We start from the raw sequence: 25,349 nt of genomic DNA on the forward strand, positions 1-25,349 counted from the left end.
CCTGTTGGAAGTAAGGAGTAAGGAGTGAGGCGTGAGGCGTGAGACGACCGTGACCGGTTTTACTCCTCACCCCCTCACACCTCACTGAAAATCACCCCTTCGCGCGCTCCTCCAGCATGGCCACGGCCGGCAGGGTCTTGCCTTCCAGGAACTCCAGGAAGGCACCGCCGGCGGTGGAGATGTAGGACACCTTGTCGTAGATGTCGTACTTCTGGATGGCGGCGATGGTGTCGCCGCCGCCGGCGATGGAGAAACCGTTGGACTCGGCGATGGCCAGACCCAGCGCCTTCGTGCCCGCGCCGAACTGGTCGAATTCGAACACACCGACCGGGCCGTTCCAGACGATGGTGCCGGCATTCTTGAGCATTTCGGCGTAGCGGCCGGCCGTCTCGGGACCGACGTCGAAGATCATGTCGTCGTCGGCGACCTCGTCCACCTTCTTGGTGACGGCCTCGGCATTCTCGGAAAACTCCTTGCCGACCACCACGTCCACCGGCACCGGGATCTCGCCGCCCTTGGCGGCAGCCGCCTCCATCAGACGCTTGGCCTCGGCCACCAGGTCCTGCTCGTAGAGGGACTTGCCGACATTGTGGCCGGCGGCCTTGATGAAGGTGTTGGCGATGCCGCCGCCGACGATGAGCTGGTCCACCTTGGTGGACAGGGATTCGAGCACGGTCAGCTTGGTGGAGACCTTGGAGCCGCCGACGATGGCGACCATGGGCCGGTTGGGATTGGCCAGGGCCTTCTGCAGGGCCTCCAGTTCCTCGGCCAGCAGCAGACCGGCGCAGGCGGCCGGGGCGAACTTGCCGGCACCATGGGTCGAGGCCTGGGCGCGGTGCGCGGTGCCGAAGGCATCCATCACGTAGACGTCGCACAGGCTGGCGTACTTCTTGGCCAGGGTCTCGTCGTCCTTCTTCTCGCCCTTGTTGAAGCGCACGTTCTCCAGCAGGACCACTTCGCCGCCGGCGACCTCGGGGGCCTTGTCCAGGTAATCCCTGACCAGGCGCACGTCTTTGCCCAGCTTGGCCGCCATGTCCTCGGCGATGGGCTGCATGGAGTTCTCCTCGTCGGCCACGCCCTCCTCGGGACGGCCGCGATGCGACATCACCATGACCTTGGCCCCGGCCTTCATGCAGTGCTCGATGGTCGGCATGGAGGCGGTGATGCGGGCATCGGAGGTCACCTTGCCGTTTTTCACCGGGACGTTCAGATCGGCGCGGATCAGCACCCGCTTGCCGGACAGGTCGAGGTCAGTGAGCTTGGTAAAGGAAGTCATGCACAACTCCTGTGTTTAATTTGTTGAAAGCGATTTGCGATGCCCACGGGCATGACGAATCGTTTTCCAGCCACCACGTCATTCCGGCGAAGGCCGGAATCCAGCGGTTTGAAAACCGACTGCGGCTTCTGGATCCCGGCCTTCGCCGGGATGACGGCATAAATCAACCATCGTTCATCCTGAAACCGCAGAAGGCTCAGGTTACAGGGGCCGGGGACAGCTTGTCGCTGATCCCTTGCCCCTGGCCCCTGATACCTGCGGCATCAGTTCTTCGCGACGTGCTCCACGAAGCGCATCATGTTGCAGGTGTAGCCGTACTCGTTGTCGTACCAGGACACGACCTTGACGAAGGTACCGTCCAGGGCGATGCCGGCCTCGGCATCGAAGGTCGACGGGGCGCTGTTGCCGCGGAAGTCGGTGGACACCACCTTCTCCTCGGTGTAGCCCATCACGCCCTTCAGCTCGCCCTCGGAGGCGGCCTTCATGGCGGCGCAGATGTCGTCGTACTTGGCTTCCTTGTCCAGCTCGACGGTCAGGTCGACCACGGAGACATCGGAAGTCGGGACGCGGAAGGCCATACCGGTCAGCTTGCCGTTGAGATCAGGCAGGACCTTGCCCACGGCCTTGGCGGCACCGGTGGAGGACGGGATGATGTTCTCCAGGATGCCGCGGCCGCCGCGCCAGTCCTTCTGGGAAGGACCGTCGACCGTCTTCTGGGTGGCGGTGGCGGCGTGGACGGTGGTCATCAGGCCGCGCTTGATGCCGTACTTGTCATGCAGCACCTTGGCCACCGGGGCCAGGCAGTTGGTGGTGCAGGAAGCGGCGGAGACGATGGTCTCGCCCTTGTAGGCGTCCTGGTTGACGCCGTAGACGAACATCGGAGTGGCGTCCTTGGACGGGGCGGACATCACGACCTTCTTGGCGCCGGCGTCGATGTGCTTCTGCGCGGTCTCTTCGGTCAGGAACAGACCGGTGGACTCGACCACGATCTCGGCGCCGACATCGCCCCACTTCAGGGCGGCCGGGTCACGCTCGGCGGTCAGGCGGATCTTCTTGCCGTTGACGACCAGGTTGTTGCCCTCGACGGAGATGTCACCGTCGAAACGGCCGTGCACGGAGTCGTACTTCAGCATGTAGGCCAGGTAGTCCGGCTCCAGCAGGTCGTTGATGCCGACGATCTCGATCTCCGGGAAATCCTTCGCCACGGCGCGGAAGACCATGCGGCCGATGCGGCCGAAACCATTGATACCGATCTTAATTGCCATTGTCTGTCTCCATTTCTGAGTATCTACTTAGTCACGAAATCTTTGTCTTGGCCGTCATTGCGAGGAACGAAGTGACGAAGCAATCTCTTACCGCTCCTGCCGCATTACGAGATTGCCACGCTTCGCTCGCAATGACGGTTGTTGGGTAGAAGTCCTTACAGAATGCCTTCCACCGTCTTGGCGACGTTCTCCGCGGTGAAGCCGAACTCCTTGAACAGCTGTCCGGCAGGCGCGGACTCGCCGAAGCGGTCCAGGCCGATCACGGCGCCGTCCAGGCCCACGTACTTGCGCCAGTAATCGGTGACACCGGCTTCGACCGCCACCCGCTTGGTGCAACTCTTCGGCAGCACGGATTCCTTGTAGGCGGCATCCTGGGCGTCGAAGACGTCGGTCGAGGGCATGGACACCACGCGGATCTTCCGACCGCTCAGGCTGTCGGCGGCCTGCATGGCGATCTCGACCTCGGAGCCGGTGGCGATGATGATGGCCTCCGGCTCGCCGTCGCAGTCGCGCAGCACGTAGCCACCCTTGGCGATGTTGGCGATCTGGTCGGCGCTGCGCGACATGTGGGCCAGGTTCTGGCGCGAGAAGATCAGCGAGGTCGGGCCGTCGTTGCGCTCGATGCCGGCCTTCCAGGCCACGGCGGTCTCGACCGTGTCACAGGGACGCCACAGCGACATGTTGGGCATCAGGCGCAGGGTGGAGATCTGCTCGACCGGCTGGTGCGTGGGACCGTCCTCGCCCAGACCGATGGAGTCGTGGGTGTAGACGAACAGGGTCGGCACCTTCATCAGGGCGGCCATGCGCAGGGCGTTGCGGGCATATTCGGAGAACATCAGGAAGGTGCCGCCGAAGGGCTTCACGCCGCCGTGCAGCGCCATGCCGTTCATGATGGCGGACATGCCGAACTCGCGCACACCGTAGGAGATGTAATTGCCGTCGGCCACTGTGTTGGTGATCTGCCTGCACTCCGGCCAGGAGGTGTTGTTGGACGGCGTCAGGTCAGCCGAGCCGCCGACGAACTCGGGCAGCACCTTGGCGAAGGCCTTGATGGCGTTGCCCGAGGCCTTGCGGGTCGGGTCGGAGGCGCCGGCCTCGTCGCAGCTCTTGATGAAGGCCTCGGCGGTCTCGTTCCAGTTCGCCGGCAGCTCACCCTTCATGCGGCGCTCGAACTCGGCGGCCATATCGGGGAAGGCGGCCTTGTAGGCGGCGAACTTCTCGTTCCACTCGGCCTCGGCCTTCGAACCCTTGTCCTTGGCGTCCCAGCCGGCATAGATCTCGTCCGGGATCACGAAGGCATCGTGCTTCCAGTCCAGGTTCTCGCGGGTGGCCTTGATCTCGTCCTCGCCCAGCGGGGCGCCGTGGCAGTCGTGGCTGCCGCACAGGTTGGGCGCGCCATAGCCGATCACGGTCTTGGTGCAGATCAGGGTGGGCTTGTCGTTGACCGACTTGGCCTCGTGGATGGCCTTGGCCACGGCTTCCGGGTCGTGGCCGTCCACGCCGCGCACCACGTGCCAGCCATAGGCCTCGAAGCGCTTGGGGGTGTCGTCGGTGAACCAGGTGTCGACGTGGCCGTCGATGGAGATGCCGTTGTCATCCCAGAAGGCGATCAGCTTGCCCAGGCCCAGGGTGCCGGCGAGGGCGCAGGATTCGTGGGAGATGCCTTCCATCATGCAGCCGTCGCCCATGAACACGTAGGTGTAGTGGTCGACGATGTGATGGCCGTCGCGGTTGAACTGCGCGGCCAGGGTGCGCTCGGCCAGGGCCATGCCCACGGCGTTGCTGATGCCCTGACCCAGCGGGCCGGTGGTGGTCTCGACGCCGGGGGTGTAGCCGTACTCGGGATGGCCCGGGGTCTTGGAGTGCAGCTGCCGGAAGTTCTTCAGCTCTTCCATCGGCAGCTCATAGCCGGTCAGGTGCAGCAGGGAGTAGATCAGCATGGAGCCGTGGCCGTTGGACAGGACGAAGCGGTCGCGGTCATACCAGCCCGGGTTCGCCGGATTGTGCTTCATGAAGTCGTTCCACAGCACCTCGGCGATGTCCGCCATGCCCATGGGGGCGCCGGGATGGCCGGACTTGGCCTTCTGGACGGCGTCCATGCTCAGTGCACGAACGGCATTGGCAAGCTCTCTGCGAGAAGGCATAGCTCTCTCCTGTAAACGCTTTATTAAGAAATCTTGTGAAGTCGCAGCACCGCCCCTGCCGGGCGTCGCCGCCGTAATTCCTGGTAAATTTTTCTTCCCGGTAAAACGAAAATGCACCCTCGACAGCCGTACCGGCTCGCAGGGCGCATGGACTGTCACGCATCCGGTCCGCGCGGGGACCGGGCCGTCTACGGCCTCAACAACCTCGGGGGCGCGCTGGAAGTGGCATCACCCGGGCCCGGGAGAGCGGCGTATTTTCCCCTAGTTGGTGCGGTGTCGCAATAGCGGGGGGCGGAGGCCGATTTTATACGGGCATTAGCCCGGTGCCGGCTCAGGAACGGGAAGGCGGTCTGCCCGGCAGGGGAAGGACTTCGCCGGCGTGCTCGGACTGCTGCCGGCTCAGATGGCGTTTTTCCATTTCTTCCAGCGCCTTGGCGAATTCGCCCTGGAGCCGCCTGGCGCTCTCCCGGCCCTTGTCCAGGTAGATCTCCAGCCGGTAGGGCACGGGCTGATCCAGGGCGGCGCGGGCCTGGGGACGGAAGTGGCTCCAGGCCACCTCGACCAGGTGCTTGGCCTCGATGTCGACGAAGATGATCTCCTCGGCGTCGATCACCGCCATGAACTGCATGCTGCGGATGGGTACGAAGACGCAGTCCCGGCCCGAGCGCTGGAGGGCAACGTGGGCCAGATTGTAGGTACGGGCCGGGAGAGTCAGCTCCCGGGCCTCGATCGGCTCATCCCGAAAGAAGGTCTCGAACCCGTTCATATACCTTATTATGGGCGCCATTCGGGCACGAGTGGCAAGCACGTTTTGCAAAAAACCCTTCAACGCAGAGGCGCAGGGGCGCAGAGATGGAAAATTTAACCTTAAAAACAATTAGTAAAAGACACCCCGTCATTGCGATGCCCAGACCCGAAGGGTGGGGTACCCACAATGAAGCCCGCAGGGATTCTGTGGGAGAAGCGTGGCAATCTCGTAACGGCATAGCCGCCGGCCGGGATTGCCACGGCGCTTCGCGCCTCGCAATGACGGGGGAGTCCTGACCCTCAGGCCTCTTCCTTCCATTTGATGGAGCAGCCCATGCTGGGGATCTGCTCGGCCGGGCCCTGCCCGGTCTCGGCCACCTGGACCATGGCCTCGAACAGGTCGCGCTTCACATCGGGCGCGGCGGCCTCCTTGCGGCTTTCATCCAGCCGGCCCCGGTACTGCAGTTCCAGGTCGGCGTTGTAGCCGAAGAAATCCGGGGTGCAGACCGCGCCATAGGCCTTGGCCACCTCCTGGGTCTCGTCCAGCAGGTAGGGGAAGGGGAAATCGAACTCCTCGGCCACCTGCTTCATGTTGTCAAAGCTGTCCTCGGGATAGTCGCTCGGGTCATTGGACATGATGGCCACGCTGTTGATGCCGTATTTCTCCTTCAGTTCCCGGGCGTCGCGCACGATGCGATCGCGCACGGCCTTCACATAGGGGCAGTGGTTGCAGATGAACATCACCAGCAGCCCCTTCTCGCCGCGGCAGTCCTGCAGGGTCCAGGTCCTGCCGTCCACGCCGGGCAGGGAGAAATCGACCGCCGGCCGGCCGAAGTCGCATACGGGGGTTTCCAACGACACCATATCGCTAATTCCTCGCTTTCATTAGGGTTTCAGTCAATTCGCACCTGATGGACATTATAACGTCCGTGACCGGTGACGTAAGGACCCGGCTATATATTTGCACAAATATTTGTTACTATAGCGGGCTCTTTGAGGCTGCAACGCAAAATACATGTCAAACGACTTCCTGTTCACCTCCGAGTCCGTCTCGGAGGGGCATCCGGACAAGATGTGCGACCAGATCTCGGATGCCGTCCTGGACGCCATCATCGCCCAGGACCCGCACGCCCGCGTGGCCTGCGAGACCCTGGTCAAGACCGGCATGGTGGTCCTGGCCGGCGAGATCACCACCAGCGCCAGTCTCAAGTACGAGGAACTGGTACGCAACACCGTCAACGGCATCGGCTACACCAGCTCCGACATCGGCTTCGACGGCCATACCTGCGCCGTACTCAACGCCCTCGGCGAGCAGTCACCCGACATCCGCCAGGGCGTGGACCGGGCGACGCGCGAGCAGCAGGGCGCGGGCGATCAGGGCCTGATGTTCGGCTACGCCAGCAACGAAACCGAAGTGCTGATGCCGGCGCCGATCACCTATGCCCACCGGCTGGTGCGGCGCCAGGCCGAACTGCGCAAGAATGGCGAACTGCCCTGGCTGCGCCCCGACGCCAAGAGTCAGGTCACCTTCCGCTACAAGGATCTCAAGCCCGTGGGGGTGGAGGCCATCGTGCTCTCCACCCAGCACTCGCCGGAGATTTCGCTGCCGCAACTCAAGGAAGCCGTCTACGAAATGATCATCAAACCGGTGATCCCGGAAGGCTGGCTGACGGGGTGCGACCCGAACCGGATCCACATCAATCCGACCGGCACCTTCGTGATCGGCGGACCGATGGGCGACTGCGGCCTGACCGGACGCAAGATCATCGTCGACACCTACGGCGGCATGTCCCGCCACGGCGGCGGCGCCTTCTCCGGCAAGGATCCGTCCAAGGTGGACCGGAGCGCGGCCTACGCCTGCCGCTACGTGGCCAAGAACATCGTCGCCGCGGGGCTGGCCGACCGCTGCGAACTGCAGGTGTCCTACGCCATCGGCGTGGCCGAGCCGACCTCGATCACGGTGGAGACCTTCGGCACCCACCACATCGAGGAAAACAGAATCACCGCCCTGGTGCGCGAGCACTTCGACCTGCGCCCCTGGGGCATCATCACCATGCTGGATCTGCTGCAGCCGATCTATCAGCAGACCGCTGCCTACGGTCACCTGGGTCGGGACGACATCGACCTGCCGTGGGAACGCACCGACAAGGCCGAACTGCTGCGCGACGGCGCCGGCCTGCATTGAATTCAATCCGTCATGCCCGTGCAGACGGGCATCCAGGTTTCTGAAAACCATGGATTCCCGCCTTCGCGGGAATGACGGGAAAAGGAATGATCAGAAATTCCTTAACAGGTTTTTTATGTAACGACTGTTAGAGAACAGTCAACCGCGCTTCGAGGAGCGTTGCAACAGGAGCGCGGAGTTTATGGGATCAGGGCCCGCCCCGACCCATAAACTCCGCCGCCTCCTGCCAGGCTCGGAGAAAGCGGGTTCAGGATGAACAACTGCGCTCGGTAACTTGGGAGACCAACTACATGAACGCCGTGATGGACAAGAACTTCACTGACTTCAAGGTTGCCGACATCAATCTCGCCGATTGGGGTCGCAAGGAAATCGATATCGCCGAGACCGAAATGCCCGGTCTGATCGCCACGCGCGAGAAATACCGTGACGAGCAGCCGCTCAAGGGCGCGCGCATCGCCGGCAGCCTGCACATGACCATCCAGACCGCCGTGCTGATCGAGACGCTGGTCGCGCTCGGCGCCGAAGTGCGCTGGGTGTCCTGCAACATCTTCTCCACCCAGGATCACGCCGCCGCCGCCATCGCCGCCAGCGGCGTGCCGGTCTACGCCTACAAGGGCGAGAGTCTGGAAGAGTACTGGGACTTCACCCACAAGCTGATGGAGTTCGGCGACGAGACCCCGAACATGATCCTGGACGACGGCGGCGACGCCACCATGCTGATCATGCTGGGCACCAAGGCCGAGTCCGACCTCTCCGTGCTGGACAACCCGAGCAGCGAAGAGGAAGTGGCCCTGTTCAACGCCATCAAGGCCAAGCTCAAGGAGTCCCCGAACTGGTACTCCAACATCAAGAAGAACATCCAGGGCGTGACCGAGGAGACCACCACCGGCGTGCACCGTCTGTATGACATGGCCAAGAAGGGCGAACTGGCCTTCCCCGCCATCAACGTCAACGACTCGGTGACCAAGTCCAAATTCGACAACCTGTACGGCTGCCGTGAGTCTCTGGTCGACGGCATCAAGCGCGCCACCGACACCATGATCGCCGGCAAGATCGGCGTGGTCTGCGGCTACGGCGACGTCGGCAAGGGCTCGGCTCAGTCGCTGCGTGGCCTGGGTGCGACCGTGTGGGTGACCGAGATCGATCCGATCTGCGCCCTGCAGGCCGCGATGGAAGGCTACCGCGTGGTGACCATGGAAGAGGCCGCACCGCTGGGCGACATCTTCGTGACCACCACCGGCAACAAGGACATCATCACCTATGACCACATGGCCGCCATGAAGGATCAGGCCATCGTCTGCAACATCGGTCACTTCGACAACGAGATCCAGATCGAGCAGACCCGCAAGCACGAGTGGATCAACATCAAGCCGCAGGTCGACCAGATCGTCTTCCCCGACGGTCACCGCGTGACCATGCTGGCCGAAGGCCGCCTGGTGAATCTGGGCTGCGGCACCGGCCACCCGAGCTTCGTGATGTCCAACTCCTTCACCAACCAGGTGCTGGCACAGATCGAGCTGTTCACCAAGGGTGACCAGTACGACAACGATGTCTACATCCTGCCCAAGCACCTGGATGAAGAAGTCGCCCGCCTGCACCTGGAGAAGATCGGTGCGAAGCTGACCAAGCTGAGCAAGGAACAGGCCGACTACATCGGCGTGCCGGTCGAGGGTCCGTACAAGCCCGAGCACTACCGCTACTGATCAGGCAGTTTGAAACACCGGCGAGGGGCGACGGCAGACGCCGTCGCCCCGCCATCGCCTACTGTCTTCAACCACCTGCCAACAGATCAGAAGCCTACCTATGAAAACTCAGCAAAAGTACGAGAAATCCTACAGCTTTGAGTTCTTCCCGCCCAAAACGGAGGAAGGCGCCAAGAAACTGCGCCTGGCCCGTTCGCGGCTGGACAAGCTCAATCCCAATTTCTATTCCGTGACCTTCGGTGCCGGCGGCAGCACCCAGGAAGGCACCTACGAGACCGTCGCCGAGATCATCAAGTCCGGTGGCGACGCCGCGCCGCACCTGTCCTGCATCGGCTCGACCCGGGACAACATCCGTGAACTGCTGCAGCGCTACAAGGACGCGGGCGTGCGCCGTATCGTCACCCTCAGGGGCGACATGCCCTCCGGCATGCGCGACACCGGCGAATTCCGCTATGCCAATGAACTGGTGGAGTTCATCCGCGCCGAGACCGGCGATACCTTCAAGCTGGAGGTTGCGGCCTATCCGGAGTTCCATCCCCAGGCACCGACCGCCTTCGAGGATCTGGAAAACTTCAAGCGCAAGGTCGACGCGGGCGCCAATACCGCGATCACCCAGTACTTCTTCAATGCCGACGCCTATTTCCGTTTCGTCGATGATTGCGAGAGGATGGGGATCGACCTGCCGATCGTGCCGGGCATCATGCCCATCACCAACTACAAGCAGCTGGCCCGCTTCTCCGACGCCTGCGGCGCCGAGATCCCGCGCTGGATCCGCCAGCGCCTGATCGCCTACGGCGACGATATGGAGTCGCTGGGCAAATTCGGCGAAGAGGTCGTCTCCGCGCTGTGCCAGCGCCTGCTGGACGCCGGTGTGCCCGGCATCCATTTCTATGTGATGAATCGTTCGGCACCGACCATCGCCATCTGGAAGAACCTGGGTCTGCCGGTCAGGGACTGACGGATCCTTCCATACCTCGGCGACATTAACGCAAAGGCCGCAGAGACGCAGAGGCGCAAAGATGAACAGGATTGAATTCTCTGCGTCTCGGCGTCTCCGCGTCCTCTGCGTTTCCCGTCACTGCCCCCAACCCCGTGCGCTGGCGTAATGCCCACGCCCCGCATCTACCTGCCCCAGCCGCTCGCCAGCGGCACCACCACCCAGCTCGACGAACGCGCCCAGCGTCACGCCGTGAAGGTATTGCGACTGAAACCGGGCGCTGCCCTGATCCTGTTCAACGGCGATGGCGGCGAATACCATGCCACGCTCGAGGACACCCGCCGGGAAGGCGCTCAGGTCAGGGTCGGCGAACATATCGCACAGGAACGCGAATCCCCGCTGGACATCGAACTGCTGCAGGGCGTGGCGCGCGGCGAGAAGATGGACCTGATCCTGCAGAAGGCGGTGGAACTGGGGGTGAACCGCATCGTGCCGCTGGCCACCGAACGCAGCCAGGTCAAGCTCAGCGGCGAGCGCCTGGACAAGCGCATGCAGCACTGGCGGGGCATCATCATCCACGCCTGCGAGCAGTGCGGCCGCAACCGCCTGCCGGAACTGGCCGGCATGCAGACGCTGGATACGGCGCTGGCCGCGCATGCCCCGGACCGGCTCGGGCTGCTGCTGGACCCGACCGCTGAGCGCGGCCCGCACGACCTGGCGCAGACGCCAGCCCTCAGCCTGCTCATCGGCCCCGAGGGCGGACTGGCCCCGGCCGAGCGGGACCAGGCCCGCGCCGCCGGCTTTCAGGGGGTACGCCTGGGCCCGCGCATCCTGCGTACCGAGACCGCCGGGCTGGCCGCCCTGGCTGCCCTGCAGTGCCTGTACGGGGATCTGCGCTAGCGCGCAGGTCAGGTTAGACTACGCTAACCCGACCTGCCTCACTCCTCGCTCCAAAACAAAAAAAGCCCCGCCAAGCGGGGCAATCATGAAGGAGGAGGCAGAACCGTCAGGTTCAGTTGGTACCCAGTACCTGGCTGCGCAGTTCGGGGTCCTGCTGGATGGCACCGGCAATGCGGTTATAGTCCTGCACGGACAGCCCGGAATCCTCGACGGCCTCCACCATCTCGGACTGCGCCCGCTGCTGCAGTTCGCGCGCCTTGTTCGGATCCTCGGCATTCTGCAGTTCGCCGGCATAGGCCTGACGGATGGTGCTGATCTCGTCGAACGCCGCCTTGAACTGGCTGATCTCTTGATCGCTGAGATCCACCTGGGGCGCAGTGGCACCTCCGGGCTGCTGGGCAGCGGGCGGCTGTCCCTGTTGCGGGTAGCCGCCCCCCTGACCCTGGCCATATTCCTGAGCCTGCGCGCTGAAGGACAGCCCCAGTCCGCAGAGGGCGATTGCAACGGGTGCGAGTACAGATTTGATCATGGTCTACTCCGTGTTCATTGAATGGCACACGGGACAGGAGCAACCACCATGCCAGTTGCTTTCTGCAGCGCTGATCCCTCCGGTGGACAACAGGAATACAAAACAAACATCAAGAAGTTGCAGACAGGACAGAACGCGTGAAGGGCCATTCGGGCTGCGCGCCCGTGAACTGCGGGCAGCCGCTTTATCGCATCAGGGCTGTGGCAAAGCGGCACATGTGCCGGACGCCCGGATCAGTCGGTGTCACTCTCGCCCAGGCGGCGGTACAGGGTACGGCGCCCGATGCCCAGAATCTGGGCAGCCTGGCGCTTGTTGCCATCGACTTGTTCGAGCACATGGTCGATGTAGCGCCGTTCAACCTGGGCCAGTGTAGGCAGGGGTTCATCCTCTCCCCGCCAGGGCGGGGGCGCGTCGGCTGCCGGCGCGGACTCCAGCGTCACCGCCCCGGACAGCCGCTCCGGCAGATGCACCAGATCGATCTGGCTCTCATGGCAGAAGGTCACCGCCCATTCGATGACATTGGCCAGTTCGCGCACATTCCCGGGGTAGCTGTAGGCCTGGAGCCGGCGCAGCGCGGCCTGAGTGATGCCCTGCACTGAATGATCCTGGCGGGCGCTGAACTGATCGATGAAACGCGCCGTGAGCAGTTCCAGGTCCTCACCCCGTTCCCGCAGCGGCGGGACCTGCAGGGCAAAGGTGTTGAGCCGGTAGTAGAGGTCCTCACGGAAGCCGCCCTCATTCACCTCACTGGCCAGATCGCTGTTGGTCGCGGCCAGGATGCGCACATCGACCCCTTCCTCGCGGTCGCTGCCAACCGGCCGCAGCGTCTGCTCCTGCAGCACCCGCAGCAGCTTGGCCTGCATCGCCAGCGGCATCTCGCCGATCTCGTCCAGCAGCAGGCTGCCGCCACTGGCCTCCAGGAACAGGCCACGCCGGGCCTTCTGCGCTCCGGAGAAGGCACCGGCGGCATGCCCGAACAGTTCGCTCTCCAGCAATTCGGCGGGAATGGCGGCGCAGTTGATGGCAACAAAGGGGCCATCCGCGCGTTCGCTCTCCCGATGCAGGGCGCGGGCGACCAGTTCCTTTCCGGTGCCACTCTCGCCCTCGATCAGCACCGGACCCGCGGCACGGGCGATCTGACGGATCTGGCCATAGAGGCGCTGCATGGGCGCACTGCGGCCGACCATGCCGTGAAAGTCCGCCTCGCCGAGCAGCGCCCGATACCGTGCCAACTCCAGCCGCAGACGCCGGGTCTCGCTCACCCGGCGCACGCTCATCAGCAGGTGCTCCAGGTCCACCGGCTTGGTCAGGAAATCATCCGCCCCCTCTCTGAGCGCCTCCACCGCCTGGGGGACAGTGCCGAAGGCGGTGATGATGATGAAGCCGGGCGCGGCCGGCAACTGCCGCACCTGGCCCAGCAGAGTCATGGCATCGGCGCCGGGCAGGCGCAGGTCGCTGATCACCAGGTCCTGTTCCCGGGCCTGCAGGCGCTGCCAGGCCTGTTCGGCATCCGGTACCGCCTCGGCGGCATAACCGGCATCCTCCAGTTCCTCCACCAGCAGCGTGCGCAGGGCGGCATCGTCCTCCACCACCAAGGCCCGTTGCGGGGCGGCGGCTGTTGTCTGCGCTGAACTCATGACTGCACCTCGGCATCGGCCAGGGGCAACAGGATCCGGAACCGCGCCCCACCCATGGAACCCGGATCGACCTCGATCCGGCCACCGTGGTCCTTGACCGCAGCCGCGGCAACGGCCAGTCCCAGGCCGGTCCCCTCGGCCACCCCCTTGGTGGTGTAAAAAGGTTCGAAGATCTTCTCCCGCTCCGATGCCGGAATGCCCGGGCCGTCGTCCTCGATGCTGAAACCCGCCTGATCGCCTTCGACAAACCATCCCAGACGCACCCGTGCGGTCGCCGCCTGCAGGGCATTGCGCAACAGATTCGACAGCGCCTGCTCCATCCGCAGCCGGTCCAGTGGCAACACCGGCGCCGGCGGCTGCCCAACCATCTCCAGGACGACATCGCGACCTGCCGCCGCGTCGCCGCACTGGGCCTGGACCGTGCGTATCAGCCGGTCGGCGCGCTCCGGCTGGCATTGCAGCGGATTATTGCGGCCGAAATCCATCAACTGGCGGACAATGAAATTCATCCGTCTGACCTCAGCGCGAATATCCTCCAATCCCCGGACCAGATGGGGATCCAGCCCCGGCTGGCGCAGAGCGCGTTGGGCCTTTCCGTCGACCACGTTGAGCGGTGCGCCCAGTTCGTGCGCCACCCCTGCAGCCAGACGGCCGATGGCCGCCATGCGCTCGGACTGGTGCAGTCGATCCTCCAGCCTGGCCTGCTCGCGCCGGTGTTCATCCAATACCTCGCGCTGGGTGGTCAGGCTCTCCAGCATCCGATTGATGCCCACCGCCAGCTGATTCAATTCGCGCGGGCCGTGCATGGGCAGACGCCGGTCACGCTGCCCGCGACTGACCTGGCGCATCGCCGTCAGCATGGCGCGAACATGCGAGCCCACCGCCTTGTGATGACCGATATAGATGACAACGGTCAGCAGCAGAGAGGTCAGCACCAACGCCGCCAGCCCCTGGGTGCGCAGACGGGCGATATAGTCCCGGAACTCGCTGGTCCGCCGCGTGACCTGGAGCAGACCGCTGATGCGCCCCCCGCTGTCGGCCAGGGGCAGAAAATAGGAATAGACGTCCTCGCCCCCCTCCACTCGCTGAAATTCGTCCCGGCGGTCTCCCTCGGACACCAGTTCCGCAGCGCGGCGACTGCCGGCCGCGGGCGCCGTCGGGCCACTGGTGCCGATGCGGTTGCCGTCGGAATCATAGACATAGACCCCGTAGACCCGTCCGATGCGGCTGGCCGAGTCCAGGGCCTGGGCCAGGCTGCCCTCGCGCCCCTGTTCAATGGCATAGCCCAGGGGCTGACGGATGGCGCGGGCGATCAGGTCGATTTCGTCCCGCATGCGTTTCTCGCCCTGCCTCTCCAGCAGCTGCAGCGTATACCAGCCGGCCAATCCCGCCAGGGCCAGCACGGGCAACAGGACGAAAACCAGCAAGGCAGCGCGCAGGTTGTAGTGTTGGAGTCCCATTCTGTTCTCCATTGATTCATGCATGCGCCATTCTGGCACATGGGCGCTCATGGCGTAGCCCGGCGGCCTCTCGACAACCCCGGCATGACCCCGGGTATTGAATTCAATTTATTGAATTCTCGTCTATTCTCAATATGAACTGAATATCACACCCAGCCCGGGACAAGACCGGCGTCCGCCGGACAGCCCGTGGCATGGAAGCTGCAATCAACGGGCCAGACGAAAGGATGGAGTGATTATGAAAGCCGATCTGCTGCTGGTGCTGGGCATGATTGCCAGCGCTGCCGTCCCGGGCCTCAGCCTGGCCGGGGAGACACCGACCGAGGACTGCATCGAGCTGATCGAATACAGCGTGGGCGAACCGGACGAGGGTTACGGCATCGTGGAAATCGAGTGGCAGGCCAGGGTCAGAAACCGCTGCGACCAATCCCATTACGCCACCCTGACCCTGCAATTCCTGGATGCCGAAGGCGAAAGCCTGCACGATTCCCAGACCCGCTCCGTCATCGATCCCGGCCCGGCCGTGGTCATCAGCAAACTGGCCATGCTCGACGAGGAGCAGGCCGAACGCTATACCGGCACCCGCCTGAGAATCGGCGGCCAGGCCCTGCCCTGAGTTGCATCTCAAGCCTCCCTTGCGGCGCTCCCTGCAAACGCTCAACTCAGCACAGCTTCCACCAGCGTCAGCACCACCAGGGTCACCACCGCCAGCGCCAGCAGGCTCAGCTGCCAGCCGGCCCGCACCATGTCGGGCACCTCGAGCCGCCCACTGCCGAACACGATGGCATTGGGCGGCGTGGCCACCGGGAGCATGAAGGCGCAGGAGGCCGCCAGCGCCACGGGGACGGTCAGCAGCAGGGGGGATTGGCCGAGGCTCAACGCCAGTGCCGCGGCCAGAGGTAGCAGGGTGGCAGCGGTGGCAGTGTTGCTGGTGACATGACTGAGCAGCATGGCCACCAGGGCCACCAGACCGATCACCGCCCATACCGGCCAGCCCCCCAGATCGCCCAGACCGACCACCACCGCGCCGGACAGGCCGCTGCTGCTGATCGCCGTGCCCAGACTGAGCCCGCCGCCGACCAGTACCAGCACGCCCCAGGGCAGTTGGGCGGTCGCCTCCCACTGCAGCAGCCCGCCCCTGAACCCGCCGCCGGCGGGAATCAGGAACAACAGCAGCGCTCCCAGTACGGCGATCCCCGGGTCGCTCAACCCGGCACCCGGCAGTGCCGTCTCCAGCAGGGGCCGGCCGAGCCAGGCCAGGGCGACGGCGGCGAATACCAGCGCCACCCGGCGTTCGGGCACGGTCATCCCACCCAGCGCGGCTTGCTGGCGGGCGATCAGATCCTCGATCCCCTCGATACGCCGCGACGGCAGGGGAAAGACCCGGCGACACAGCACCCACCAGCAGGCCAGCAGCAGGATCAGGGCGGCGGGCAGCCCCACCGCCATCCACTGCACGAAGCCGACCTGCACCCCGTACTGTTCGGCCAGATAACCGGCCAGCAGGGCGTTGGGCGGAGTGCCGATGAGGGTGGCCATGCCGCCGATGTTGGCGCCGAAAGCGATGCCCAGCAGCAGGGCGCGGGCGAAGTTGCGGCCGTGCTCCGGGGCCACCTCCTGCTCCTCCAGCAACACCAGCACCGAAACCCCGATCGGCAGCATCAGCGCCGCCGTGGCGGTATTGCTCACCCACATGCTGAGTGCCGCGGTGGCGGTCATGAAACCGGCCACCAGCCGGTCCAGGCCATGGCCGGTCAGCCCCAGGATGTGCAGGGCGATGCGCCGGTGCAGGTTCCAGCGCTGCAGGGCGGCCGCGATCATGAACCCGCCCAGGAACAGGAAGATCAGCGGATTGGCATAGGGCGCGGCGGCATCGGCGATATCCATCATGCCCAGCAGGGGCAACAGCGCCACCGGCAGCAACGCCGTCACCGGGATGGGCACGGCCTCTGTCACCCACCAGACCGCCATCAGGGCAGTGAGCGCGGCCACCTGCCAGGCAACTGCAGAGATCCCGGCCGGCGTTTCCATCAATGCCATGAACAGGAACAGCCCCGGCCCCAGAAACAGGCCCAGGCGCTGGCGCCAGGGTTGTGGAGAAGGCGTCATAGAGAAATCCGGAGCCCGATCACGATCCGGGGCAATCTACGCGGATGTCAGCCGGTCAGCAATGCAGCAAAAGGAAAAGACGGAAAACAGGGCGACGAATGGCACTTACTTGAGCGTCATTGCGGTGCCCGGACCCGAAGGATGGGGTACCCATAATGAAGCCCGAAGGGATTCTAAGGGAGGAGCGTGGCAATCTCCAACCGGTTGATCCTGCAGCAGGAGATTGCCACGTCACTTCGTTCCTCGCAATGACGGAGAAAAGGGAGAAAAGGCCGAGAAAAGGGGTCGGCGAGAAAAGCGAGAAAAGGGGTCCGAGAAAAGGGGTCGGTGACAAATAATGATACGAATTACTCTCTTTTGTCACCGACCCCTTTTTGCCGCGTAGACGGCCGGATCAGGCGACCTGGCGGACGTAGTCCGCCGCCAGCGCCTCCAGCGCATCCAGGTCGGGGATGATGGCGCGCTGGTTGTCGAACTGCACCCGCGCCAGTTCGCCGCTGGCCGCAACACCGTCGAAGGCGCCGGTATGCTGCAACTCGCCCTCGCCCAGGCGCGCCAGGTGGGGGATGCCGGCGGTGACCAGCGCATAGAAGGGCACACCCTGCTCGCCCCTGACCGAATTCATCACTGCGATATGCGTCTGGTCATCGGTCGCGGGCCGGGCATCGCCGCGCACGGCCTCGAAGGAGATCACCGGCAGTTCGTACCCGCGCCAGTTCAGAATCCCCATCAGCCAGTCGGGGGCGCTATCGACCGGCGCCAGGTCCTGCCAGGGGATCAGTTCGGCGATGGCGATATTGGGGACCAGCAGGGTACGGTCCCGCAACGGGACCAGAAGACTGCGAACCTTGTCCTGTACGACGTCCATGGCGTGACCTCCAGGGCCTAGTTGTCGGACTGCCTGCGATCGGCGATCCAGTCCAGCATGCGCCGCGTCAGCGCCTCGGGCGCAGCGGATTCGCCCACCGTGGTGCTGCGGCGCACGGCATCCGGCATGCTGCTTATGACACAAGTGTCGGCGGACTGGGCGAAAACTGTACCGCCGGCACGGACGATGGCACCCGCGCCGCGGCTGCCGTCATCGCCCATACCGCTGAAGACGACGGCGCAGGTACTGTGCTTGTAATACCCCACCACCTGTTCCATGACGTCATCGATGCAGGGGCGGTAAGTGCCGGGAATGACCTCCCCGGTCAGGGCGATCAGACCCTGATCGGTCAGGGTGAAGCGCCGGTCGACCGGTACCAGCGTGACCTGGCCGGTCAGGATCGGGCTGCCTTCGCGAGCCACGGCCACCGGGATGCCGGTCATGCGCTGCAGCTGCTCAGCCAGCAGCGGCACGAAGGCATCGCCGATGTGCTGCGCCAGCACCAGTCCCACCGACGGCGGTTTGCCGTCCAGGGCGGCGAGGAAGGACCGCACCGCCTGGGGGCCGCCCAGCGAGGCGCCCAGCACCCAGACCGCAACGGCCCGGGGACGCCGCTGTTCCTGCGAGGCGACGATCTGCAGGGGTGCCGGCGTGGCATCGGCCGTGGTCCCGGCATCACCGGCAACCGGTTTGAGCACGGGTTCGGCAGACACCTGACGCGGTTCGCGCCGCACCAGTCGTTCCAGCTTGGCGCGCAGCTTGCCGCCCCAGCCCGGGTCGCGCGGCACCGCCCCCTCATGAAACAGCAACGGCACCTCGACTTCCTCGATCAGCAGTTCGAGTTCGTCAATGGCCTGTTCGGCCTCGCCGTTGATCAGGATGACCAGGGCATCGGCCGGACTGGCGCGGACCGCTTCGATATCGATCGCGCCGGTCTGAAAGCCCGTCACCACGTTGAGGCCGTTGGCCTCGAGCAGTTCGCGCAGGTAGCGCTCCTGCCTCTCCTGCCCGGTGATCAGCCCGACCCGCAGTTCGGTCTCCCCCTGGTCAGGCATGCGCCTGCCGGTCCTGTATCACCTGGCGGATGGTATCGAGCAGCTGCTGCTCCTGATAGGGCTTGCCCAGGTAGAAGTCGACCCCGATGTCCATGGCGCGCTGGCGGTGCTTCTCGCCGGTGCGCGAGGTGATCATGATGATCGGGATGTGCTGCAGCCGCGGCTCGTTGCGGATGTGGGTGGCCAGTTCGAAACCGTCCATGCGCGGCATCTCGATATCCAGCAGCATGACGTCCGGGATGTGTTCCTGCAGCCTGGCGACGGCATCGACCCCGTCCTTGGCCGTGCTCACCTCCATCTCGTTGCGCTCCAGCAGGCGGGTGGTGACCTTGCGCACGGTGATGGAGTCATCGACCACCATCACATGCAGGGCGCGATCGACCTCTGCCGCCGGCGCCGGTGCCGCTGTCTCGCCGCCCAGATGGGTGGTGATCTCGCCGGCGCGCAGCAGCCCGCCCAGATCCAGGATCAACACCACCCGGCCGTCGCCGAGAATGGTGGCACCGGAAATGCCGCGCACCGTGCTGATCTGGGGGCCGACCGACTTGACCACCGTTTCGCGGCTGCCCAGCAGGGCGTCGACCTGCAACGCCATGTGGTGATCGCCCGTGCGCACCAGCAGCACCGGCAGGCGCCTGGGCTGGCCGGCGACGCCGAGCGTCGGCTCGCCGGTCCCCAGCATGCTGCCCAGGTAGCGCACATCATAGTCGTAGCCGGCATAGCTGAACTTCTTCTCCGGATCGGCGTAATGCGCTTCCAGCTGCTCCTGCGGCATGCGCACGATGCCTTCGATGCCGGTCAGCGGAATGGCGTAGGTTTCCTCATGCACCTGCACCAGCAGCGCCTGGCTCATGGCCAGGGTGAAGGGCAGCCGGACAGTGAAACTGGTGCCCTGACCGGCGGCCGAATCGATGTGCAGCGAGCCGCCCAGCTGCTTGACCTCGCTGTTGACCACGTCCATCCCCACGCCGCGCCCGGCCACCTGAGTGACCTCGCTGGCAGTGGAAAAGCCGGTCTCCAGCACGAACTGCATGATCTCGTTGTCGGTGAAATCGGTATCGGGTGTGATGAAGCCGCGCTCCAGCGCCTTGGCGCGGATGGCCTCGATGTTCATGCCGGCGCCGTCATCGGACAGGCGGATGACCACCTCGGAGCCTTCGCGGCGCAGCGTCAGGCGGATGCTGCCGGCCTCGGGCTTGCCCTGCTCGCGCCGCTGCTCCGGCGCCTCGATGCCGTGGGCAATGGCGTTGCGCAGCATGTGCTCGAGCGGGGCGACGATGCGGTCGATGACGGTGCGGTCCATCTCGCTCTCGGCCCCCTCGATCTCCAGCTCGGCGCGCTTGCCCACCTCCTGGCATACCTGGCGCACGATACGCCGCAGACGCGGGGCCAGGCCGGAGAAGGGCACCATGCGGGTGCGCATCAGCCCCTCGGACAGATCGGTGTTCACGCGCGACTGCTGCAGCAGCAGGGTCTCGGATTCGCGGGTGATGTTGTCCAGCAGGCTCTGCAGGCTGACCATGTCGCTGATCGATTCCATCATCGAACGCGACAGGGTCTGCAGGGTGGAGTATCGGTCCATCTCCAGCGGATCGAAGTCCGCGTCGTACTCCTCACTCTCGGCATACTCGCGCTCGTAGCGCGACAGCACCTGGGCCTCGGTCTCGATCTCCATCTTGCGCAGCTGCTCGCGCATGCGGTCGACCGTCTGGCTCAACTCAAACAGGTTGAACCGGAAGGCGCCGACCTGCTGCTCCAGGCGCGAGCGGTAGATGCTGATCTCACCGGCATGGTTGACCATGTCGTCGAGCAGGTCGGCACGGATGCGCACCAGTTCCTGCTGGGTGCGCTCCTGGCGCTCGGGCTGAGCCCGGGGCAGTTCCTCGACCGGCGGGATCGGCACGACCTCCACGCCCTCGGCCTCGGCGGCGGGCGCCGGAACGTCCGCCGGTGCGGATGCCGGCTCGGGCGATGCCGTCGTCTCGATCCCGGCCCCGGCCTCACCCTTGCGGATACGCTCGATGCGGTCGATCAGGTCCTCGCCGGCGGGCACCGGGTTGCCGGCCTTGACCGCTTCCAGCATCTGCACCAGCCGATCCTGTGACAGCTGCATCAGATCGAACAGATCCTGCGAGGGCGCGACCTGGCCATCGCCGGCGGCGATCATCAGGGATTCCAGATGATGGGTCAGGTCACCGATGGGCGCGAGGTTCGCCATCCGGGCACCGCCCTTGAGGGTGTGCAGATCGCGCTGCATGGCGGCCATCAGTTCGGCATCCTCGGGCTGACGGATCCACTGCTGCAGCACCTGCTCGGCGTTGTCCAGGATCTCGTCACCCTCCTCGAGGAAGATATCGATCAGTTCCTGGTCTGCTTCGGTCTCGGTCTCGGATTCGCCGGCGATTTCCACTTCGGGTTCGGCCTCGGCGGCTTCGGGCGCGGGTGCGGGTGCGGGTTCGAGTTCCACTTCGGGCTCGGGCGCGCCGGCCTCGATTTCGATGACCGTATCCGCCTCCGTCTCCGCGGCCGGGACGGCGGCTTCCTCCTCGGGCGTCCAGGGATGGCTGCTGCCCGGAGTGGCCACCGGCACACCCTGCGCCTGCAGCTGCTCCGCCTCGCGCGGCAGGGCACGCAGGCTCGCGATCAGTTCGTCCGTCTCGGGCAGTGCGGCCCCGGTCTGCTGCAGCAGCGGAATCAGGCTCTCGACCCTATCCACCGCATGGGCCAGGGACGCGCGGCCGGGTTCGGGAATCTGCATCCCCGCCTGCATCAGCGCCTTGGTATAGCGCTCCATCTCGGCGGCGATGGCGGCGACGCGGGTCGCACCGGCCATGTGGGCACTGCCATGCAGGGTGTGCACGGCACGGATCAACTCGTCGGTGACACTGCTGTCGCCGTTCGCCGCGGCCGACTCGAGGAAGGCGCGAATGCTGGCGAGATGATCCCGGGCCTCGTTGTCGAAGATCTCGAACAGCACCGGGTCGATGGCGGGCGCCGTCGGTTCGGCCTCGAGCGTCACTTCGATCCCGGATTCGGACTCGATGGCGACACCCGGCTCCACGGCCGGCTCCGACTCTGCCGCCTCGACGGCAGGCGCCGCCGATGCCGCCGGCGCCTCAAAGTCCTCGGGCGCCGGTGTTTCGCCCCGGGACAGGGCCTCGGCGGCCTGCATCATGGCATTGATGTCGAGACTCGGGCCGCCCTCGCCCTGGATCTGGGCCACCAGTTCGGGCAGGGTCCGGCCGGCGGCGGCGAGCAGCCGGCACATCGCGTCGCTGCGTTCGATGGTGCCGTCGATCAGACGGTTGAGCATGTTCTCGAAGGCCCAGGCGAACTCGCCGATCAGCATGGCGCCGACCAGCCGGCCGCTGCCCTTGAGGGTATGGAAGGAGCGGCGGATCTCGGTCAGGGCCTCCTGCTCCTCGGGGTTGTCCAGCCAGCGCGGCAGCCGCTCGCCGATGGCGGCGACCTCCTCGGTCGCCTCCTCGATGAAGATCTCGAGGATCTCGTCGTCGATCTCACCGCCTTCGAGCACGGGATAGGGCAGTTCCTGCGCCTGCGGCGCGGGTACTGCTTCCGCCGGCGGCTCGACAGCGGTCTGCGCGTCATCGCCAGCGAGCGTGACGGGCTCGGCTTCGGGCGTCTCGGCGGGCAGCTCGATTTCGATGGTCTCGAGTGCATCGCTATCCATCAGGTCGGCATCGAAGGCCTCGACCTCGCTGGTTTCCGAGGATTCCAGTTCGATCACCTCGAAATCGTCCGCAGTCGCAGCCGGCAACTCGTCCTGCGCTGTCGCTTCCGGCGCGGCGATCTCGATTACATCTTCGTCTTCGCTCTGAAGCGTGGCGTCATCCCCGGAGAAGCCGGGGGCGGCCATCGACTCGGGTTCGGAGCCAACATCGGCGGCCGGGACCGGGCTGTCTGCAGCCGGCCCGGCACCGGTCAGCTGCCTCAGGCTGTCGCGGGCCACGTCCAGGATGGAAGCGCTGAAGACCTTGCGTTCCTGCAGGTTTTCGAGGAAATACTCGATGCTGGAGATGGCATCGGCCAGCTGATCCAGTTCGGTCTCGGACAGCCGGCGCTGCTGCGCCAGCATCTGCTCATCCACGAAATCCGCCACCTGCGCCAGCAGCCCGGCCGCATGGCTTTCATTGAGCAGCAGCAGGCTGCCCTTGATCTGGTTGAACAGCGCCGGCACGGGTTCGAGCAGGGCGAAATTGTCCGGGGTCTCGATGTACTGCAGGATGCTGTCCTTGGCCCGCGCGACATCTCGAATGGCCTCCTCGGCCACCACCCCGCGCACCTGATTGAACTCGCTCTCCGGCACCATGGCTTCGATCTGCCGGGACTCGTCGGCGAAATCCGCCTGACGCACATCACCGTGGAGCAGCCCGTCGAGCGATGACTCCACGTAGAGCACGGCGCTGGCCGCCTGCATCAGCAGGTCGTCTTCGATCTCGCGACTACCGTCGACCATGGCATGCATCATGCCGGCCTGCTCGACGATCTGCTTGCGCAGCGCGCCCATGCCGAGCATACCCAGGGTGTCGCCGACCCGGTCGAGGGTTTCGGCGGCCGGGACCAGGGCGGCCGGATCACGCTCGCTGCTGCGCAGACAGACATCCAGTGCGTCCTTGATCCGGGCCAGGTCCTCCTTGATGGCGGCGGTGACCGTGGCCATCAACTCCATGTTATGACCGCTCAGGCTCTGGCGCGCCTGCTCCATCTGCTCCTCGTCCGGCAGCAGGTCTGCCAGGCGGTAGGTCGCCTGGATCTCGGCTGCCATGCCGGCGGCCTCCTCGGCGCGGGCAACGTAGAACAGCAGGTTCTTCAGCAGTTCCACCGGCGGTTCCTGCTGCAGCACGGCCTCGCCGCCGTCGATCACCCGCTTGATCTGGCGGTCGACCTGACCCAGCAGCAGCTTGGTCGCCATGCTGGTCTCGAGCCGGTCCGCGCGCAGCGACTGGACCAGGCCGCGGGCGATCCACCACAGGCGGCGGGCCTGCGGGCCGGTGCTGGCCGCCTGCAGGCGGGCCAGCACGGTTTCCATCTGCTCCAGGCTGGCGGCCACGTCACGGCCGCGGAACCAGCCCAGCAGGGCAACCTGGTAGGCATGCCGCTGGCCGCGGGCCAGTTCGTCCAGGGCCGCGTCCTCGGTCTCGGCCAGGGCCGATTGCGGCAGCACGGCATCGATGTCGGGGGAGAACAGGGCATTCTCGGACACCAGGCTCTCGCCCTGCACGGCCCGCAGGTCGTTGAGCAGGGGCAGCAGCACCAGCGGGATGTCCTGGTAGCCGGCAATCAACCGGTCGAGATAATCGGGCAGCTGCAGGATGCCGCGCATCAGCAGCTCCAGGGCCTCGTCCTTCTGCGCGATGTTGCCTTTCTGCAGGGCCAGCAGCAGCTGCTCCATTTCCTCGGCCAGCATGCTGGCGCCGTAGAGCTCGACCATCTGCAGGGTGCCGGAGACCTGATGCAGGTGGGCCGAACAGAAGCGCAGCTGGGAGTCGTCCTCCGGGTCCTCGACGAAGGCCTCCAGCGCCTGCCGGGCCTGCCTGAGGGTTTCGTCCAGTTCCGATTTCACCCACTTGAGCGTACTGAAATCCATGGCTCCACTCATTTAATCCCTTACCTCCGGGTCAACCCGGCGTTGATAAGCCAGCGTGCCTTCGCAGCGGACCCGTTCCAGCTGCGGATGCGACCAGTGCAGTACATCCCCCGGCGCGAGCACCAGCATGCCGCCCGGTGCCAGCCGGTCGGCCAGGCGGTCGAGGATGCCGTGACGCTCGCTGCGGTCGAAATAGATCAGCACGTTCTGGCAATAGACAAGATCGAAACCGTCCAGCGGGAAGCGCTCCAGGTCGGCGATGCCGAGCGGCGAGAAGCAGATCCGTCGGCGCAGCCGCGGTGTAATGCGGAACCGCTGTTCCGAGACGGTCTCACAGTAATGCTGACGGTAGGTCTGCGGGATGCCGTCCAGGCGACGCCGGGCATACTCGCCCTGCCGGGCCGCGGCCAGCGCCGGACGGCTGATGTCGGTGGCGGTGATGCCGAAGCGGGGCGCGGAGCCGGCGGGCAGCGCCTGATCCAGCAGCATAGCCAGGGAATAGGCCTCCTCGCCGCTGGCACAGCCCAGGCTCCAGGCCTGCAGGCTGCGGCTGGCGTCCTGCACGAACCCGGGCAGCAGCCGTGTCTCGATCAGGCGCAGCGCATCGGGATCGCGGAAAAACCGCGTCTCGTGCACCGTCAGCCGGTCGATGAGGATGGCCCACTCCGGCACGCTGTCGCGTTGGCTCAGCTGTTCGTAGTAGGCCTGGTAGTCCTCGCAGCCGACCTCGCGCATCCGGGCGCGCAGCCCGGACAGGAACAGCGGCTTGCGCTGCGGACTCAGGCGGATGCCGGCCCGCGCCTCCAGCAGCTCACGCCACCGGCCGAACTCGGCATCGCTGAGATCCGGCAGCCACCCGCGCCGCGCCTGGAGCGGCAGTTTCTGGCTCGGCATCTGCACCGTCATCGTCCCCCATCCGTCGGCAT

General features: G+C 65.4%; 18 protein-coding genes and 1 riboswitch. Of the genes, 5 read left to right on the forward strand and 13 right to left on the reverse strand.

What is annotated here, in order from left to right:
* Positions 1-91: 91 nt before the first annotated feature.
* The 5 genes from CFK21_RS14570 to CFK21_RS14590 all read right to left on the reverse strand — a co-directional run bounded on the left by CFK21_RS14570 (position 92) and on the right by CFK21_RS14590 (position 6,296).
* On the reverse strand, positions 92-1,276 hold the full coding sequence (locus CFK21_RS14570; protein WP_096367334.1) for a phosphoglycerate kinase: 1,185 nt from the start codon (positions 1,274-1,276) through the stop codon (positions 92-94).
* Positions 1,277-1,539: 263 nt separating this feature from the next.
* Positions 1,540-2,541, reverse strand: coding sequence for a type I glyceraldehyde-3-phosphate dehydrogenase (gene gap, locus CFK21_RS14575; RefSeq protein ID WP_096367335.1), 1,002 nt, complete (start codon positions 2,539-2,541; stop codon positions 1,540-1,542).
* A 155-nt stretch (positions 2,542-2,696) separates the two neighbouring features.
* Complete coding sequence (tkt, locus tag CFK21_RS14580) at positions 2,697-4,685, reverse strand: transketolase (RefSeq protein WP_096367336.1); 1,989 nt, start codon at positions 4,683-4,685, stop codon at positions 2,697-2,699.
* A gap of 331 nt (positions 4,686-5,016) precedes the next feature.
* A complete protein-coding gene (locus tag CFK21_RS14585; RefSeq protein ID WP_096367337.1) occupies positions 5,017-5,451 on the reverse strand; it encodes a hypothetical protein in 435 nt (144 codons plus the stop codon).
* Positions 5,452-5,732: 281 nt separating this feature from the next.
* Positions 5,733-6,296 carry a thioredoxin family protein gene (locus CFK21_RS14590; protein WP_096367338.1) on the reverse strand — a complete coding sequence of 188 codons (564 nt, stop codon included), beginning with the start codon at positions 6,294-6,296 and terminating at the stop codon, positions 5,733-5,735.
* Positions 6,297-6,447: 151 nt separating this feature from the next.
* Between CFK21_RS14590 and metK the strand changes: the two genes are divergently transcribed.
* The 4 genes from metK (at position 6,448) to CFK21_RS14610 (ending at position 11,157) form a co-directional block, all read left to right on the forward strand.
* On the forward strand, positions 6,448-7,617 hold the full coding sequence (metK, locus tag CFK21_RS14595; RefSeq protein ID WP_096367339.1) for a methionine adenosyltransferase: 1,170 nt from the start codon (positions 6,448-6,450) through the stop codon (positions 7,615-7,617).
* Positions 7,618-7,762: 145 nt separating this feature from the next.
* Positions 7,763-7,892, forward strand: a riboswitch (S-adenosyl-L-homocysteine riboswitch).
* Between the two features lie 15 nt (positions 7,893-7,907).
* Entirely contained in the window at positions 7,908-9,320 is a 1,413-nt protein-coding gene (gene ahcY / locus CFK21_RS14600) for an adenosylhomocysteinase (protein ID WP_096367641.1), read from the forward strand.
* 100 nt (positions 9,321-9,420) lie between these two features.
* The gene (gene metF, locus CFK21_RS14605; RefSeq protein ID WP_096367340.1) at positions 9,421-10,278 is read left to right on the forward strand and encodes a methylenetetrahydrofolate reductase [NAD(P)H]; all 858 of its coding nucleotides are present in this window, start codon (positions 9,421-9,423) and stop codon (positions 10,276-10,278) included.
* Between the two features lie 147 nt (positions 10,279-10,425).
* Positions 10,426-11,157, forward strand: a complete 732-nt coding sequence (locus CFK21_RS14610) for a 16S rRNA (uracil(1498)-N(3))-methyltransferase (RefSeq protein ID WP_096367341.1) — start codon at positions 10,426-10,428, stop codon at positions 11,155-11,157.
* A gap of 112 nt (positions 11,158-11,269) precedes the next feature.
* On the opposite strand, the gene CFK21_RS14615 is transcribed toward CFK21_RS14610, so the two are convergent.
* The 3 genes from CFK21_RS14615 to CFK21_RS14625 form a co-directional block, all read right to left on the reverse strand.
* Positions 11,270-11,686 carry a DUF4168 domain-containing protein gene (locus tag CFK21_RS14615; RefSeq protein WP_096367342.1) on the reverse strand — a complete coding sequence of 139 codons (417 nt, stop codon included), beginning with the start codon at positions 11,684-11,686 and terminating at the stop codon, positions 11,270-11,272.
* Between the two features lie 233 nt (positions 11,687-11,919).
* Entirely contained in the window at positions 11,920-13,323 is a 1,404-nt protein-coding gene (locus CFK21_RS14620; protein ID WP_096367343.1) for a sigma-54-dependent transcriptional regulator, read from the reverse strand.
* The gene (locus CFK21_RS14625; protein ID WP_096367344.1) at positions 13,320-14,783 is read right to left on the reverse strand and encodes a sensor histidine kinase; all 1,464 of its coding nucleotides are present in this window, start codon (positions 14,781-14,783) and stop codon (positions 13,320-13,322) included. The genes CFK21_RS14620 and CFK21_RS14625 overlap by 4 nt, the downstream gene beginning before the upstream one ends.
* 238 nt (positions 14,784-15,021) lie before the next feature.
* Here CFK21_RS14625 and CFK21_RS14630 point away from each other — a divergent pair, with 238 nt between their 5' ends.
* Complete coding sequence (locus CFK21_RS14630) at positions 15,022-15,399, forward strand: hypothetical protein (protein ID WP_096367345.1); 378 nt, start codon at positions 15,022-15,024, stop codon at positions 15,397-15,399.
* Between the two features lie 41 nt (positions 15,400-15,440).
* Here CFK21_RS14630 and CFK21_RS14635 read toward each other — a convergent pair whose 3' ends face one another.
* From CFK21_RS14635 to CFK21_RS14655, 5 genes are all read right to left on the reverse strand, one after another.
* Positions 15,441-16,892: an SLC13 family permease gene (locus CFK21_RS14635; protein WP_096367346.1), complete on the reverse strand. Its 1,452-nt coding sequence runs from the start codon at positions 16,890-16,892 to the stop codon at positions 15,441-15,443.
* A 394-nt stretch (positions 16,893-17,286) separates the two neighbouring features.
* Positions 17,287-17,760: a chemotaxis protein CheW gene (locus CFK21_RS14640; RefSeq protein ID WP_096367347.1), complete on the reverse strand. Its 474-nt coding sequence runs from the start codon at positions 17,758-17,760 to the stop codon at positions 17,287-17,289.
* A gap of 17 nt (positions 17,761-17,777) precedes the next feature.
* Positions 17,778-18,815, reverse strand: a complete 1,038-nt coding sequence (locus CFK21_RS14645) for a chemotaxis protein CheB (RefSeq protein ID WP_096367348.1) — start codon at positions 18,813-18,815, stop codon at positions 17,778-17,780.
* Positions 18,808-24,435 carry a hybrid sensor histidine kinase/response regulator gene (locus CFK21_RS14650; protein ID WP_096367349.1) on the reverse strand — a complete coding sequence of 1,876 codons (5,628 nt, stop codon included), beginning with the start codon at positions 24,433-24,435 and terminating at the stop codon, positions 18,808-18,810. Before CFK21_RS14650 ends, CFK21_RS14645 begins: the two co-directional genes overlap by 8 nt.
* A complete protein-coding gene (locus CFK21_RS14655) occupies positions 24,436-25,317 on the reverse strand; it encodes a CheR family methyltransferase (protein ID WP_096367642.1) in 882 nt (293 codons plus the stop codon). It lies immediately after the preceding gene.
* Between the last annotated feature and the right edge of the window lie 32 nt (positions 25,318-25,349).

Origin of the sequence: Thiohalobacter thiocyanaticus, assembly GCF_002356355.1 — a bacterium.
GTDB lineage: Bacteria > Pseudomonadota > Gammaproteobacteria > Thiohalobacterales > Thiohalobacteraceae > Thiohalobacter > Thiohalobacter thiocyanaticus_A.

What these genes read in the sequence shown, in the direction of transcription:
- CFK21_RS14610 (WP_096367341.1), top strand. Translation starts at nt 10,426, where the DNA reads ATGCCCACGCCCCGCATCTACCTGCCCCAGCCGCTCGCCAGCGGCACC.
- CFK21_RS14630 (WP_096367345.1), top strand. Translation starts at nt 15,022, where the DNA reads ATGAAAGCCGATCTGCTGCTGGTGCTGGGCATGATTGCCAGCGCTGCC.
- CFK21_RS14650 (WP_096367349.1), bottom strand. Translation starts at nt 24,435, where the DNA reads ATGAGTGGAGCCATGGATTTCAGTACGCTCAAGTGGGTGAAATCGGAA.
- CFK21_RS14570 (WP_096367334.1), bottom strand. Translation starts at nt 1,276, where the DNA reads ATGACTTCCTTTACCAAGCTCACTGACCTCGACCTGTCCGGCAAGCGG.
- CFK21_RS14620 (WP_096367343.1), bottom strand. Translation starts at nt 13,323, where the DNA reads ATGAGTTCAGCGCAGACAACAGCCGCCGCCCCGCAACGGGCCTTGGTG.
- CFK21_RS14635 (WP_096367346.1), bottom strand. Translation starts at nt 16,892, where the DNA reads ATGACGCCTTCTCCACAACCCTGGCGCCAGCGCCTGGGCCTGTTTCTG.
- metK (WP_096367339.1), top strand. Translation starts at nt 6,448, where the DNA reads ATGTCAAACGACTTCCTGTTCACCTCCGAGTCCGTCTCGGAGGGGCAT.
- CFK21_RS14625 (WP_096367344.1), bottom strand. Translation starts at nt 14,783, where the DNA reads ATGGGACTCCAACACTACAACCTGCGCGCTGCCTTGCTGGTTTTCGTC.
- CFK21_RS14640 (WP_096367347.1), bottom strand. Translation starts at nt 17,760, where the DNA reads ATGGACGTCGTACAGGACAAGGTTCGCAGTCTTCTGGTCCCGTTGCGG.
- CFK21_RS14615 (WP_096367342.1), bottom strand. Translation starts at nt 11,686, where the DNA reads ATGATCAAATCTGTACTCGCACCCGTTGCAATCGCCCTCTGCGGACTG.
- CFK21_RS14590 (WP_096367338.1), bottom strand. Translation starts at nt 6,296, where the DNA reads ATGGTGTCGTTGGAAACCCCCGTATGCGACTTCGGCCGGCCGGCGGTC.
- CFK21_RS14655 (WP_096367642.1), bottom strand. Translation starts at nt 25,317, where the DNA reads ATGCCGAGCCAGAAACTGCCGCTCCAGGCGCGGCGCGGGTGGCTGCCG.
- tkt (WP_096367336.1), bottom strand. Translation starts at nt 4,685, where the DNA reads ATGCCTTCTCGCAGAGAGCTTGCCAATGCCGTTCGTGCACTGAGCATG.
- CFK21_RS14645 (WP_096367348.1), bottom strand. Translation starts at nt 18,815, where the DNA reads ATGCCTGACCAGGGGGAGACCGAACTGCGGGTCGGGCTGATCACCGGG.
- metF (WP_096367340.1), top strand. Translation starts at nt 9,421, where the DNA reads ATGAAAACTCAGCAAAAGTACGAGAAATCCTACAGCTTTGAGTTCTTC.
- gap (WP_096367335.1), bottom strand. Translation starts at nt 2,541, where the DNA reads ATGGCAATTAAGATCGGTATCAATGGTTTCGGCCGCATCGGCCGCATG.
- ahcY (WP_096367641.1), top strand. Translation starts at nt 7,908, where the DNA reads ATGAACGCCGTGATGGACAAGAACTTCACTGACTTCAAGGTTGCCGAC.
- CFK21_RS14585 (WP_096367337.1), bottom strand. Translation starts at nt 5,451, where the DNA reads ATGAACGGGTTCGAGACCTTCTTTCGGGATGAGCCGATCGAGGCCCGG.